This window comes from Kitasatospora sp. NPDC023385 (assembly GCF_055664045.1).
This window is the reverse complement of sequence record NZ_JBVOOL010000006.1, coordinates 326,735-339,938: the sequence shown is the minus strand read 5'-3', so window position 1 is coordinate 339,938 and position 13,204 is coordinate 326,735. Positions and strand designations below refer to the sequence as shown.

Below are 13,204 nucleotides of genomic sequence, written 5' to 3'. Positions count from 1 at the left end.
TGATGGACGCGTTGAGCCCTGTGCGGTGGCATATCTGCGGGAATGTGTGACAGGGAAGGCGGGGCAGCCCATGGCCGTTGACGAGACGGGCCGGTACGGATCCGAGCCGCGGCAGGACCTCGTGCGCCGCTCGGCACCGCTCCTGCCTGCCGGCAGTGAGATCCGGCAGGCGTTCATCTGCCAGAGCGCACCGAACTTCTGGTTCTTCATCATCACCTACCTCACCGGCCTGACCATGCTCTGGAACACGTACCGGTGTGTGGTGGTCACCCAGGACGCCATCTACGTGTTGGACAGCAGCAAGCTGTCCGGCGGTGCCAGCCCCCGGCGCCTGGTGGGAACGATGCCGCGCCACACCCGACTCGGTCCGGTCTCCGCCCGGTGGGGGCAGGTGACCCTCCTCGGCGAACGCCATTGGGTCCACAAGCGGTTCTTCGACCAGATCGCCGCCGCAGACCAGGAGACCGGCTTCGCCCCGTAAGGCCCCAACCCCCTAGGGCCACAGACCCGTAGGCCACGACTGCGGGCGGTGTGCTCAGCCGACCGGTCCCGTCATCGCGTGCGGCCCTACCGCCGGTTCGAGCAGTGACAGCGTCCGCTGCTGCGCGTCGAGGCCCACGCGGATGCCGACCGGCATCGGCAGGTTCGGGCCGGCATGCCCGAAATCGACGTTGCCCAGGACCGGGATGTCACGGTCGCCGAGGACGTCGAGGACGATCTCGGGCAGGGTCGGGGACGCGCCGGGCTCGAGTCCGCCGATCTCGCGCGGAACGCCCACGACCATGCCGGCGATCCGGTCGAGGATGCCGCAGTGACGCATCACCTGCAGGTAGCTCCACACGTACGACGCCAGGCCGCCCATCTCCTCCCAGAACAGCACCGCACCGTCGAACCGTTCGAGCGGCAGGGCGAAAGGCGTCGCCTGTGCCAGCACGATGCGATTGATCACCCCGCCGATCAGCCGGCCCTCGACACGGCCGGAACGCCAGCACTCCCACGACGGGCTCGCCGGCAGTGCCCCGATCGCCTCCGTGCCGGTCAGCAGCCGGGAGTAGAGCTCCTCGAGTTCCGCTTGGCGCGCCACGGGCGCGGACTGCCAGTGCCCGCCGAAGCCCGGGACGGCCATGTCGGCGTGGAAGCCGACCAGGCCCGTGCGCGCGTAGAGCACCAGGTGCAGCAGGGAGATGTCGCTGTAACCGAGGATCGGCTTGGGGTCGGCCCTGATCGCCTCGACGTCGATCAGGTCGAGGTAGCCGAGCGCCGTCTGGCCGCCGTCACTGGCGACGATCGCGCGCACCTCGGGATCACGCAGAAGACCGTTGAGCTCCCCGGCGATCTCCGCCGGTGTGGCCGCGCTCCACCAATGGCGGCGTCCGCCGTCGAGCAGCGGCGCCCGACGCACGCGAAATCCCATCCGCTCCAGCACGACCACCGTCTGCGCGACGTTGGGCTCGTAGGCGGCCGGCAGCGGACCGGACAGCGACGCGATGACCACGAGATCTCCGGGCCTGAGGGCACGCGGTCGAAGCAGCCGAGGGGGTCGAGGGGGTCGAGGCAGTGCAGCAGCGGTCATGGCGTCAGTGTCACCGGCGCCACGGGCAGGGTCACGCGGTTTTCAAGCACGCGGTTTTCCACCAACCCGGCGAACATCCGCAGCGAGAAGGGCATCCGCTGGGGCGGGGTGTCCCATCCCTGCCGAGCGGCTTCAGATCCTCAACCCAAGGACTGCATGACGACCCGCTCGCCCTCTCCCTTGGGTTCCTCGAAGTCGGCCAGGTAGCGGTTGAACAGCGCCTCATCCACGGTGACGGCGTTGGCACCCCTTGCGCCGCTTCGAACTTCGAGGCGGCGCTCCAGTGTCGTCCGGTCAGCCTTGAGGTGGACCAGTTCCCAGCGGCAACCGTGGCTTTCGATCAGCGCCTTGTAGTCGTCGCGGGCGGCGCGGCTCCAGAAGCTGTAGTCCACCACCACGTCGCGCCCGGCCAGCATCAGCTCGACCAGTTCCTGCCGTTGCTCACGGCGGATCACTTCCTTGAGCCGGTCGAACGCCTCGGCTTCCAGCACCAGGCCGGCGTCGCGCTGCCCGAGTCGTTGCCAGACCACTTCGTCGATCGACAGCCGGGCGAAACCGCGTCGCACCAGATCCATCGCGTAGGTGGTCTTGCCCGCTCCGGGAAGACCGCACATCAGCACCACCGTGCTCAATTGCTCTGCCACGGAGCCAGGTTAGACCGACCGACCCGGCGGACCCTCCCGGTCCGTGCGACTAGCGAACGGCGGGGATCGCCCCGCAGCGCCAGTCCGTCAGCCGCTTCCGGATGCTCGCCACCATCGGCAGCCCGTCGGTTTCGGCCGGGGTGAACCACGCGACCTCGTGGGACTCGGCGGACACCCGCAGCTCCCCGCCGACCGGACGCCCGAGGAGGCAGATGGAGAACTCCTGGCGGACCTCGCCGTCGTCGTAGGCGAAGACATGGCGGGGGTCGGTGTAGGTGCCGACGATGCCGGTGATCTCGACCTCGAGGCCGGTCTCCTCGCGCGTCTCGCGGATACCGCACCCGGCGAGCGACTCACCGATGTCCATCGTGCCGCCGGGCAGGGCCCACATCCCGTTGTCGGTGCGGCGTGGGAGGAGGACGCGGCCCGCCTCGTCGACCACGACGACGGATGCGGCCGGGACCAGCGAGTTCGCCTTCGGGGCGTCCGGGTCGTCCTCGTAGTCACGCCTGGGCATGACCTGCCACCTCCACTGCCGGGACCGTCCACACATCACGCCCGTGCGGGCCGCATCGCGTCCGATGCAACGCACGCCGCTGCCGGATCCGGACGATACTGCAGGCCGTCAACCGGCCGTCCGGGAACAGGCGGCCGCACCGACGGCAATCCCGCCGGGTCCGGCGAAGCCGGCGGCGTGGATGCCTCGTCAAGGAGCGGCGCGGAGGTGGGTGACGCGGCCGACGGCCTCGGCGATCGGCGTGGAACCGGAGATGAGTTCCAGCACGCGAGGGGTGGTGGCAGGGGCGTCAAGCAGGGCGGCGAGGACGGTGGCGACGTCGGCACGGCTGATGTCACCGGGGCCGGTGTGCTCGCTGAGGTCGACCCGGCCGGTGCCGGGGCCGTCGCGGAACCATGCGGGCCGAAGGACGGTGCAGTCGAGTGTGCGGCGGGAGAGCAGGTTCTCGTCGGCGCGGCCCCGGGCCCGGAGAAAGGTCTCGACGAGAGGGTCGGCGGTGTAGCGCGCGGCGGGGTCGGCGCCCATGGCGGAGAGCATCACGAAGCGTCGCACACCCGCGAGTTCGGCTGCGTCCGCGAGGGCGAGGATGGCGTCGTGGTCGACGGGGTTGGGCTTGCCGGGCTCGTCGCCGAGTCCCGCGCCGGCGGCGAAGAGCACCACCCGCGCGCCGGTGAGGTGCTCGGTGAACTGTTCGGCGGTGGCGGTGGCGAGGTCCAGCACCGCCGGTCGGGCGCCGGCGGACCGGACGGCGGCGGCCTGCTCGGGCCGCCGGATGAGCCCCGTGACCCGCCGGCCGCGGTCGGCCAGCAGGCGGGAGATGAGGAGAGCGACCCTGCCGTGGCCGCCCGCGATGACAACAGTCATGGCGTTCACCGTAGCCGGGTGAGTGCAGGATCCGCCGAAGGCCGTCGCGCGACACCGGCACAGGGCAGCGATCGAACGTGAGTGTCGCGGCGGCCGACTCTACGGGGCAGCAGTGGCGTGACGATCATGTCGTCGTTGAGGCGGAAGGCGCTGAGCGGGACGTGCGCGGACCCCTGCCGGGCCTCGATCGACACCCCACTGTGCATAGGAAGTCGGACCTGCCGACTTCCTGCTCCGCCGCGTGTGCGGGTGGATCGCGCCACGACACTGACCCATGACCGGACCCATCCGCCCGGGTCAGGAGGGCTGGTGGTCAGGGGAGCCCGGGGGAGCCCGGGTGGGGCCGCATCAGCAGCAGGCCCTCGCCCCAGGCGTCCAGCACGGCCGCGCGGAGCGGTAGCCGTCGAGCGCAGCCGGCTCGCTCGCCGCGTCGTCGGCGAGGACGACGTAGAGGTCGTGGTCGGAGTGGCGGGTGCTCATGCCGTCGTGGGCCCGGGAGCCGTTGAGGACGAGCCCGGCGACGGCCGATCGGCCGTCGCCTCGGCGACGAACGCCGCGAAGTCCGGTGTCACGCCAGGTCCTTGCGCATCAGCGTGCACATCGTCTCGTACCGCTGGAGCGAGCCGTCCTCGGCCTCCACGTCCCACGAGTCGAGCTCGCGGCCGAAAGCCCGGTAGCCCAGGCGCTCGTAGAGGGCGCGGGCGCGCGGGTTGTCCTCCTCGACGCCGAGTTCGGCACGGCACAGGCCCCGGGCGCCGATCCGCTGCTCGGCGGAGCGGATCAACAGCGTGCCGATCCCGCACGACTGCAGGGCCGGGTGGACGCCGAGTTGCCAGAGGGTGCCGGCGCCGGGCCGGACCGTGTAGTCGATGCCGCCGACCGCCACCGGAAGCCCGACCGGCGTGCAGACCGCCAGGTAGTCGATCTCGCCCGTCTCGGCGCGCCGGATCTGGTGGACGAGCTCGCGCACATGCTTGGGGGATCCTGCCCAGCCGCAGGACGGCAGGTCCGCGTCCGTGAGGTCGCGCACCGAAAGGTGCAGCCTGATCTCGGTCATCGCCGCACCCCTTCGACTCCGACAGCGGCCGTCTCCCATTCCAGCAAGCCGGCCGCCGTGCCGTCCAAGGGGTTTCGGGCCGGCCCGGCGCCGGCCCGACGGGCTCGCGCTCGCGACGGGGGCCGGGCGTCGGCGGGGTTCGGGGCGTCCGGGAGCAGCACGGTGACGCCCGTGGGGTACCCGCGAGCTCTCACTCCGCAGGCCCGGACCGCGCACGGGTCCGGGCCTGCGGGCTGCGGGCTTCGGTTCAGACGTCGCCGAACTCGCCGCTGCGGACGGCGGTGACGAACGACGCCCAGGCCTCGGCGGGGAAGAGGAGGGCGGGGCCGTTGGGGTCCTTGGAATCGCGGACGGGCGTCAGGCCGGGGAAGCCGGGTGCTACCTCGACGCAGTCGCCGCCGTTGTTGGAATAGGAGGACTTGACCCAGGAAACGCCGGACAGGTCTACATGGGCAGTCATGATCGGAATTCCTTTCGGGCTTTGCGGGTCATCCCACAACCGTTGCGCATGACCGCTCAAGATGGCCCCTCGAACCACCGCAGTGTGAAGGAGACTGAACGGGACGAAGTTGCCGCCACTGCTTGGCCATCACCTGAGGAGTGCGGACAGGACCTCGTCCCGGCGGATCGCGGCGATGAACGACGTCCAGGCCTCGGAGGGGAAGAGGAGGGCCGGGCCGTTGGGGTCCTTGGAATCGCGGACGGGCGTCACCCCGGGGAAGCCGGGTGCCACCTCGACGCAGTTGCCGCCGTTGTTGGAGTGCGAGGACTTGAACCAGGAGGCGCCCGACAAGTCAACGTTCTCGCTCATGCTGAGTCCCTTCACGCCTGGCTGATCACGGGGACGATGCCGCTGGAGCCGATCGCTTCGGGGTTCTCTACCCACCGGTGCCTTGGCCAAAGCCCAGGCCACCAGCTTGCCGCTCCCGCTGTCGACCAGCGCAAGCCTGCCGCAGCTGGGTAGCAAGGCTGCAGGTATGACTGCGGGTTGGGACTCAGACGTTGCCGAACTCGCCGCTGCGGACGGCGGTGACGAACGTCGCCCAGGCCTCGGCGGGGAAGACGAGAGCCGGGCCCTGAGGGTCCTTCGAGTCACGGACGGGAGTCAGACCGGGGAAGCCGGGTGCCACCTCGACGCAAGACCCGCCGTTGTTGCTGTAACTGCTCTTGAACCATGCGGCGCCGGACAGGTCTACAGGGCGAATCATGACGTTCCTCTCCCGCCTTGCTTGCGGATCATCTCCAGTGACGCAGTCTTCGACAGCGCTTCCACCTGGAGCTGATGGTAGTGCCGCGATGGCGGCCTGGGACGTCGCCCGCCGGAAGGAGGTAGCTTCCTGGTAGCACCGCAGGCTCACGGATCGGGCAGGCGGGCGCGAGCGCGGGAGGGTTGCTGTGCTGGAGGAGCGGGAGTCGATCGGCAAGCGGGTGCGGCGGGCACGGCTGCGGCTGGGGATGACCCAGGCCGATTTGGCCGCCGCCATCGGCAGGACGCAGGGCTGGGTGTCGAAGGTCGAGAAAGGCACGATCGAACTCGACCGGGCCGGCACGATCAACCAGATCGCGGCGGCGCTCCACTGCCACCCCAACGACCTCATCGAGCGGCCCTTCGTCGCGGGCAATGCGTCGGAGAACCAGTGGCAGGTGTCGGCGGCCGCGATCCTGCGGGAGCTTCGCCGGTACGACCTCACACCGGTGTTCGACGGCGCGCCGCGGTCGTCGGCAGAGCTGTGGCGCGAGACCGAGCTCCTGCACCGGCTCAGGGACGCGGCCGCCAACGTGGCCGTCCTGAAGGTGCTCCCGGACATGCTTCGCGAAGCACGCGCGCTGGCCGAGGTGTCCACCGGCCACGAGCGTGAGGAGGCGTTCGCGATCTACGCGATCGAGTGCAAGTTCGCGCACACCGCCGCACACACACTCGGCCACCCCGAACTCGTCGCCATGGCCTGCGAGCGGGCCGCCTGGTCGGCCCGGCTGTCCGGCGACCCGGTGATGGAAGCGGTCGCGGACTGGATGCGGGTGTGGGACATGTGGGCCACTGCGGACTGGGACGATGCCCTGGCATTGTCCGACAAGGCGCTTCGGCTCGTCGAGGACCGCTACCGCGCCAACGACCCCCTGGCCGTGCGGGCCTGGGGTGCCATGCACCTGCGCGCCGCCGTGTCCGCCGCGCGCGCTGGCCAGCGGATGGAGGCCGAGGACCGCATCCGACATGCTCACGCGGCGGCCGAGTTGATGGCCGCAAGCCGGGCAGAGCCGCCCTTCGACCGGCACTCGCTGACCTTCTCCAGTGGCAACGTCCAGGTCCACGCGGTGTCGGTCCAGTTGGAGATGGGCGACCACGCCCAGGCACTGATCCTCAACGAGCGTGCCGATCCCGCGAAGATCGCCGCCCTCCCGGCGTCCAGGCGGGGCCACCACCACATGGATCTGGCCCGCGCCTGGCTGTGGGAGGGCAACCGTGACAAGGCGCTTCGAGCCCTGGAGGCGGCGGAGAGGACCGCCCCGCAGCTCGTGCGCAACCACCCGATCGCCCGCGCGACCCTGCGGAAGATCGTCTACGCCGAGCGCTCGGCCACCCGTGAGAAGCTGCGCTCCATGTCCGACCGCTTCCACCTGGACGGATAGGCGGTATTCCGCTGATTCATATTCGACGGTAGTCGTGCGTTTACCGTCTGTGTTCATGAGCGGACGACACACGGCCCACGGGGAACCTCGCGACCCTGCGCCACTGCAGGCACCTCACCTCGGCGACCTCACCTACGGCACTGCCACCGGCAGGGCCGGCGACGTGGTGGACATACCCGGCAACGGCGTGCACGGCTGCCACCTGCGCCCCGAGGGCGCCAGTGGTGAACAGGAGTGGACCGCCCCGAAGGGCGGATCCACCCTCCGTGCCCCGAACGAGCTGTAGCAACCGGTCAACTCCCTTCGGGCACGGGTCGCGTAACACCGCGCCCGTTCGTCGACATTTCCTTGGGGTACTCGCCATGCTCACTGTCCACCGGCCTCGCCCGTTCACCGCGCGACTGGACTCGCGGACCGAATCCACCCCCATCGCCCGGTACTTGCTCCGCGCGTACCTCGCCGGCCTGCCTCCGGCGACCGCTACGCCGATGTCGCCGAACTGCTCCTCGGGGAGCTGTTCGCCAATGCCGTCCAGCACTGCGACGCTCCCGACGACCGGCTCATCGAGATCCGCTTCGCCCTCCTCGGCGGCCGTCTTCGGTTGGAGGTGCACGACGCCGGCTCCGGGCGTCCCTCCGTCCGTGCCGCCGCGCCCGACGACGAGTGCGGGCGCGGCCTGTTCCTCGTCAACGAGCTGGCCGAGCGCTGGGGATGCTGCCCCCGCCCGGGTGGCGTCGGCAAGTTCGTCTGGGTGCTCGTCTTGCCCTCCCTCACCTCCTCCTCCCTCGTCACCGTCTGAAAGCGCACCCCCTCCGATGCGACTCGCCCTCACCGCCCGCCACCTCCTCGACACCGCCCTCGCCCCCGCCCAGGTCTACGCCTGCCTCGCCCGCCGCACCGGCGACCCCCTGCGCTCCGCCCGCGCGGTCTGCACGGCCCTCGGCATCCCCGCCGCCGAGACCACCCGCCGCCTCGACGACTGCCACGACGCCCTCCTCACCAACCCCCGACCCGAAACCGCGCACGACACCGAGAACGACACCGGCGAACTCCTCGAAGCCCTCGGCGTCTTCGACGTCCCCGTCCCCCTCACCGCCCGCGACCACGCCGTCATCGCCCACTTCCTCACCGCGATCGACGCCATGGGCGGCATCCGCCCCGGCCACCAGCACGGCCTCACCCGCTGGTTCACCACCGGCAACCTCACCACCGCCTACCTCTCCCTCACCGCCGCCCACCCCATGCCCCGCACCGGCAACCCCACCCGCTACTGGACCGCCCTCATCTCCGCCGGCGAACTCCTCGCCACCGCCCCCAACCGCGACACCCGCATCACCTACGCCCTCGCCACCTGCCGCACCAATGCCCGCAAGGCCGCCGACACCTGAAATCCCACGCCGCGCACGGGAAGTCGAATCCCTTCGACTTCCCACGGGGCAGGCCACTTGCCGGGGTGAATGGGATGGCCTGGTCTTGGAGGTGAGGCCCATACGTGAGAAGTCGGCCCAGTCGACTTCTACTTGCGGCACCGTTTCTCGGGCCGGATGCGCGGGACGAAGCCGGGGTTGTCGGGCCCGCGCGCCGAACGGCTCGGGGCCCCGCGAGGAAGCACCCGTCTGTTCTGGCAGGCCCGGCCGGTTGAGCTGTGGGCCAGAGCGGTCACGAACGCCGAGCGAGTCGATGCGGGCAGAGGTAGTAGGACGGGGCGGCGTGCGACGGTCCGTCCGCGACCTCTCCGGTCGTCAGCCGCTTCACCACTTCGGCTTCCGGCACCCACTCGACGCGGGTTGCCTCGTACAACCAGGGACTGAAGCCCGGCGGCGGTTCAGGTGGATGGCAGGTCCGGTGCTGTGGCTCATCGTCAGCCACCTTGCAGTGGCAGCTGGTTGTGTCCTGCCGGCATGCCCGGGCGGGCGGGCTGCGCACGGCGTTCGGCCGGCGGTGTCGGTGGCGGGTTCTAGGGTGGCGGGATGGGCGAGTACGCGGAGACGGGCGAGTACGCGGAGATGGGCGAGTACGCGGTGCCGGTGCTGCCGAGCCGGGACTTGGACGAGACCGTGGAGTTCTACTCCCGGCTGGGCTTCGAGCCGCGCGGGCGCTGGGACGGGGGCGGACAGCAGGACGGGGAGGGCGGCCACGGCGGCTATCTGATCGTCGTCCGGGGCGCGGTCGAGCTGCACTTCCGCCACGAGCCCGGGGTGGATCCGCTGGCCACGGCCGGCAGCTGCTACCTGCGGGTGCGGGACGCGGACGCGCTGCACCGCGCGTGGGCGCGCCTGGGGGTGGCCGCCGATGCGGCCACCGGCAGCCGGCTGATGCCGGTGGCCGGAACGCCGTACGGGATGCGGGAGTTCGCGCTCGTCGACCGCAGTGGGAACCTGCTGCGGGTCGGCAGCCCGAGCGGACCCCGGTAGGCCCGGGCGCGGGCGGCCCTTTCCGCCGTGGGGCCGGGGCCCCGCCGCCTCCCACGATGCGGCGGGGCCCCGGCCCCCGGGCGCGCGCCTAGCGGCGGGCGGTGGTGGTGCGGGTGCGGCGGGTGAGGGAGTCGAGGGCGACGGCGGCGAGCAGGACGGCGCCGGTGATCATGTACTGGATGGCCTGGGCGGCGTGGACCATGTCCAGGCCGGTGGTGATGGACTGGATGACCAGGATGCCCAGCAGCGCCGACCAGGTCTTGCCGCGCCCGCCGAAGAGGCTGGTGCCGCCGATGACGGCGGCGGCGATCGCGCTCATCAGCACGTTGCCGCTGCCCAGTTGCTTGTCGGCGGAGCCCTGCTGGGAGGCGTAGAAGAGACCGCCGAGGCCGGCCAGGAACGCGGAGACGACGAAGACGGAGATCCGGACCCGGGCGACGTTGATGCCGGCGCGCCGGGCGGCTTCGACGCCGCCGCCGATCGCGAAGACCTGCCGCCCGTAGCGGGTGCGGCGCAGCACGAAGTCGGTGGCCAGGACGACGCCGAGCAGCACGACCAGGGACAGCGGCAGGCCGCGGTCCTGGTTGAGGGCGTAGGCGGCGACCAGGGTGAGGACGGCGAGCGCCCCGGCGCGGATCGCGCTGTCGGCGGTGGGCGGGGCGGTGAGGCCGGCGGCGCGGCGCCGGCGCGCGGTGTGCAGGCGGGCGAGCAGGTACAGCGCGGGGGCGAGGACGGCCAGGCCCCAGGCGTAGGCGATGTCGCCGTCGCCGAGGAAGGTGGTGTCCAGGCTCGCGATGACGCCGCCGTGGCGGTTGTTGACGGTGCCGCCGTCGCCCAGGACGTACTCCTGCAGGCCGCTCCAGGCGAGCATCCCGGCGAGGGTGACGACGAAGGCGGGCACGCCGACGCGGGCGAAGAAGAGGCCGTGCAGCAGGCCCATGACGCAGGCCGCGGCCAGCGCGAGGAGGATCGCGACCCACTCGTTCAGGTCCTGGCGCACGGCGAGGACGGCCGCCATCGCGGCGCTCGCGCCGGCCACCGAGCCGAGTGACAGGTCGATCTCGCCGAGGATGAGGATGAAGACGACACCGACGGCTATCAGGCCGGGTCCGGCGATGAAGCGGGTGATGTTGGTGAGGTTGTCGGCCTGCAGGAAGTGGTGGGTGACGGTCTGGAAGACGACGGCGATCACGACGAGGCCGACGACGACGGGCAGTGAGCCGAGCTCGCCGGAGGCCAGGCGGCGCCGGGCGGCCTCCAGATACCCGGCCCACCCCTGCGCGGGCCCGTGCAGCCGCGGATCGGGCGCGGCGGGAGCCGGCGGCCCGTCCGGCGACGGTGGGGAGGCGGGGGAGGAAGGGGTGGCGGGGGTGGCGGGTGCTTCGGGGGTGCTCATGCGGCGTCGGCCTCCTCGGTGCGGCGGGCCCGGCGGCGGGCGTGGGCGTTGTCGGTGGCGCCGGTGATGGCGGCGACGACCTCCTCCTGCGTGGTGTCCGCGACCGGGAAGACGCCGTTGTTGCGGCCCAGGCGCAGCACCGCGACGGTGTCGGCGACGGCCCGCACGTCGGCCATGTTGTGGCTGACCAGGACCACCGCCAGGCCCCGTTCGCGCAGCCGCTCCACCAGGTCCAGGACCTGGGCGGTCTGCTCGACGCCGAGCGCCGCGGTGGGCTCGTCCAGCACGACCAGGGACGGCTCGCCCACCAGCGCGCGGGCGATGGCGACGACCTGGCGCTGCCCGCCGGACAGCGCCGCGACGGGCGTGCGCACGTCGGGGATGCGGATGGCCAGGGTGTCCAGCAGCTGCCGGGCGTGCTGCTCCATGGCGACCTCGTCGAGCAGGCCGGTGCGGCGTTTCTCGCGCCCGAGGAAGAGGTTGGCGATGACGTCGAGGTTGTCGCACAGGGCGAGGTCCTGGTAGACGGTCGCGATGCCGAGGGCGGCGGCGTCCTGGGGGCGGCCCAGCCGTACGGGCTCGCCGTGCCAGGTGAGGGTGCCTTCGTCCACGGGGTGGACGCCGGCGATGGTCTTGACGAGGGTGGACTTGCCGGCGCCGTTGTCGCCGACGAGGGCGAGGACCTCGCCGGCGTGGACGGTGAGACCGACATCGGTGAGCGCCTGGACGGCGCCGAAGCGCTTGGAGACCGAGCGCAGCTGGAGGACGGGTGCGCCTGTCACGTTGAACCATCCTGAGGGAGGGGTGACTTGGGATCATGCGGGCATGCGGGCATGCGGGCATGCGGGCATGCGGGCATGCGGCTTACGTGCGGAGGCCGGGGGAGGCCGGGGAGGCCGGGGAGGGGAGGGGCTACTTGAGGCCCGCGGCGGCGCAGGCGGCCGCGTAGTCGGCGGTGCAGATGTCGGAGACCTTGTAGATGCCGTCGGCCAGGACGGTGCCGGCGATGGTGTCCTTGGTGACGACCTTGGCGTCCAGCAGCTTGGCCGGGATGTTCTTGGCGGTGGCGCTGTCGACGCTCGCGGGGGCGATCGCCTTGACGTCCTTGCCGTGCAGGAGGGCGACGGCCAGTTCGGCGGCGGTGTCGGCGAGCGGGCGGTAGGCCTTGTAGATGGTGTAGGCCTGGTCGCCGTTGACGATGCGCTGGATGGCGTCGAGGCCGGCGTCCTGGCCGCCGACGGGGACCGTGATGCCGGCGCCCTTGAGCTGGGTGATGATGGCGCCGGCCATGCCGTCGTTGGCGGAGTAGACGCCCTGGAAGCCGTTCTTGCCGAGTTCGGTGACGGCGGCGGAGATCTTCTGCCCGGCGACGGTGGCGTTCCACTGGCCGGACTGCTCGTAGACGACTTTCTTGACCTTGCCGTCGAGGACCTTGTGGGCGCCGGACTTGAACTGGGCGGAGTTGGGGTCGGCCTCGTCGCCGTCGATCATCACGATGTTGGCGGCGGCGGCCTGCGCGCCGAGCGCGTCGACCAGGGCCTGGCCCTGGAGTTCGCCGACCTTCTCGTTGTCGAAGGAGGTGTAGGCGGCGATCGGGCCGCTCGCGAGGCGGTCGTAGGCGAGGACCTTGACGCCCTTGGCGGCGGCCTCCTGGACCCAGCCGTCGGTGGAGTCGGCGTCGTAGGGGTCGAGGATGATCACTTTGACGCCCTGGGTGAGCAGGGTGTCGAACTGCTGCTTCTGCTTGGCGGCGCTGCCCTCGGCGTTGTTGTAGAGCACCTTGCACTGCGCGCACAGGGCCTTGACCTTGGCTTCGATGAAGGGCCGGTCGAAGGACTCGTAGCGGACGGAGGAGGCGTTCTCGGGCAGCAGCAGGCCGATCGAGGTGGAGTCGCCGGCGGCGGAGGCTTCGGTCTTGGCGCCGCCGGCCTTCCCGCAGGCGGCGGTCATGGACAGGGCCAGCGCGAGGCCGGCGGTGGAGACGAGGACGCGACGCGTGACGGCGTTCATTCGGGTGCCTCTCCCTGCGGTCGCCGCGACGTTGCGGCGGGGTGGGGGGAGTAAAGCCCGAGCGCGTACATGACGTCAATAAGTAAAACCAAGATGCCTCC

At 71.3% G+C, this 13,204-nt stretch carries 18 protein-coding genes; 6 read left to right on the top strand and 12 right to left on the bottom strand.

Features of this window, described 5'->3' with window-relative positions; all coding sequences use genetic code 11:
* Window positions 1-70: 70 nt before the first annotated feature.
* Window positions 71-481 carry a hypothetical protein gene (locus AC0B61_RS13095; RefSeq protein WP_471740727.1) on the top strand — a complete coding sequence of 137 codons (411 nt, stop codon included), beginning with the start codon at window positions 71-73 and terminating at the stop codon, window positions 479-481.
* A gap of 54 nt (window positions 482-535) precedes the next feature.
* Here the strand turns inward: AC0B61_RS13095 and AC0B61_RS13090 are convergent, their stop codons facing one another.
* From AC0B61_RS13090 to AC0B61_RS13050, 9 genes are all read right to left on the bottom strand, one after another.
* Window positions 536-1,573 carry a S66 peptidase family protein gene (locus tag AC0B61_RS13090; RefSeq protein ID WP_471740726.1) on the bottom strand — a complete coding sequence of 346 codons (1,038 nt, stop codon included), beginning with the start codon at window positions 1,571-1,573 and terminating at the stop codon, window positions 536-538.
* A 140-nt stretch (window positions 1,574-1,713) separates the two neighbouring features.
* Window positions 1,714-2,217 (bottom strand): P-loop nucleotide/nucleoside kinase family protein, encoded by a 504-nt coding sequence (locus tag AC0B61_RS13085; RefSeq protein ID WP_471740725.1) that lies wholly within the window; start codon window positions 2,215-2,217, stop codon window positions 1,714-1,716.
* A 49-nt stretch (window positions 2,218-2,266) separates the two neighbouring features.
* Window positions 2,267-2,734, bottom strand: coding sequence for an NUDIX domain-containing protein (locus tag AC0B61_RS13080; RefSeq protein ID WP_471740724.1), 468 nt, complete (start codon window positions 2,732-2,734; stop codon window positions 2,267-2,269).
* A 189-nt stretch (window positions 2,735-2,923) separates the two neighbouring features.
* A complete protein-coding gene (locus tag AC0B61_RS13075; RefSeq protein ID WP_471740723.1) occupies window positions 2,924-3,598 on the bottom strand; it encodes an NAD(P)H-binding protein in 675 nt (224 codons plus the stop codon).
* A gap of 348 nt (window positions 3,599-3,946) precedes the next feature.
* Window positions 3,947-4,078, bottom strand: coding sequence for a hypothetical protein (locus AC0B61_RS13070; protein ID WP_471740722.1), 132 nt, complete (start codon window positions 4,076-4,078; stop codon window positions 3,947-3,949).
* Window positions 4,079-4,166: 88 nt separating this feature from the next.
* The gene (locus tag AC0B61_RS13065; RefSeq protein WP_471740721.1) at window positions 4,167-4,655 is read right to left on the bottom strand and encodes a GNAT family N-acetyltransferase; all 489 of its coding nucleotides are present in this window, start codon (window positions 4,653-4,655) and stop codon (window positions 4,167-4,169) included.
* 247 nt (window positions 4,656-4,902) lie between these two features.
* Complete coding sequence (locus tag AC0B61_RS13060) at window positions 4,903-5,115, bottom strand: DUF397 domain-containing protein (protein WP_471740720.1); 213 nt, start codon at window positions 5,113-5,115, stop codon at window positions 4,903-4,905.
* Between the two features lie 129 nt (window positions 5,116-5,244).
* Window positions 5,245-5,466 (bottom strand): DUF397 domain-containing protein, encoded by a 222-nt coding sequence (locus AC0B61_RS13055; RefSeq protein WP_471740719.1) that lies wholly within the window; start codon window positions 5,464-5,466, stop codon window positions 5,245-5,247.
* A gap of 184 nt (window positions 5,467-5,650) precedes the next feature.
* Window positions 5,651-5,863 (bottom strand): DUF397 domain-containing protein, encoded by a 213-nt coding sequence (locus AC0B61_RS13050; protein WP_471740718.1) that lies wholly within the window; start codon window positions 5,861-5,863, stop codon window positions 5,651-5,653.
* A 187-nt stretch (window positions 5,864-6,050) separates the two neighbouring features.
* Between AC0B61_RS13050 and AC0B61_RS13045 the strand changes: the two genes are divergently transcribed.
* From AC0B61_RS13045 to AC0B61_RS13025, 5 genes are all read left to right on the top strand, one after another.
* Complete coding sequence (locus tag AC0B61_RS13045) at window positions 6,051-7,283, top strand: helix-turn-helix domain-containing protein (protein WP_471740717.1); 1,233 nt, start codon at window positions 6,051-6,053, stop codon at window positions 7,281-7,283.
* A gap of 55 nt (window positions 7,284-7,338) precedes the next feature.
* A complete protein-coding gene (locus AC0B61_RS13040) occupies window positions 7,339-7,569 on the top strand; it encodes a hypothetical protein (protein ID WP_471740716.1) in 231 nt (76 codons plus the stop codon).
* Window positions 7,570-7,701: 132 nt separating this feature from the next.
* Entirely contained in the window at window positions 7,702-8,082 is a 381-nt protein-coding gene (locus tag AC0B61_RS13035; RefSeq protein WP_471740766.1) for an ATP-binding protein, read from the top strand.
* A 16-nt stretch (window positions 8,083-8,098) separates the two neighbouring features.
* The gene (locus AC0B61_RS13030; RefSeq protein ID WP_471740715.1) at window positions 8,099-8,671 is read left to right on the top strand and encodes a hypothetical protein; all 573 of its coding nucleotides are present in this window, start codon (window positions 8,099-8,101) and stop codon (window positions 8,669-8,671) included.
* Between the two features lie 582 nt (window positions 8,672-9,253).
* Window positions 9,254-9,697 carry a bleomycin resistance protein gene (locus AC0B61_RS13025; RefSeq protein WP_471740714.1) on the top strand — a complete coding sequence of 148 codons (444 nt, stop codon included), beginning with the start codon at window positions 9,254-9,256 and terminating at the stop codon, window positions 9,695-9,697.
* A gap of 88 nt (window positions 9,698-9,785) precedes the next feature.
* Here AC0B61_RS13025 and AC0B61_RS13020 read toward each other — a convergent pair whose 3' ends face one another.
* The 3 genes from AC0B61_RS13020 to AC0B61_RS13010 all read right to left on the bottom strand — a co-directional run bounded on the left by AC0B61_RS13020 (window position 9,786) and on the right by AC0B61_RS13010 (window position 13,103).
* Window positions 9,786-11,093: a sugar ABC transporter permease gene (locus AC0B61_RS13020; RefSeq protein WP_471740713.1), complete on the bottom strand. Its 1,308-nt coding sequence runs from the start codon at window positions 11,091-11,093 to the stop codon at window positions 9,786-9,788.
* Entirely contained in the window at window positions 11,090-11,875 is a 786-nt protein-coding gene (locus AC0B61_RS13015) for an ATP-binding cassette domain-containing protein (protein ID WP_471740712.1), read from the bottom strand. The genes AC0B61_RS13020 and AC0B61_RS13015 overlap by 4 nt, the downstream gene beginning before the upstream one ends.
* A gap of 130 nt (window positions 11,876-12,005) precedes the next feature.
* Window positions 12,006-13,103 carry a substrate-binding domain-containing protein gene (locus AC0B61_RS13010; protein WP_471740711.1) on the bottom strand — a complete coding sequence of 366 codons (1,098 nt, stop codon included), beginning with the start codon at window positions 13,101-13,103 and terminating at the stop codon, window positions 12,006-12,008.
* Between the last annotated feature and the right edge of the window lie 101 nt (window positions 13,104-13,204).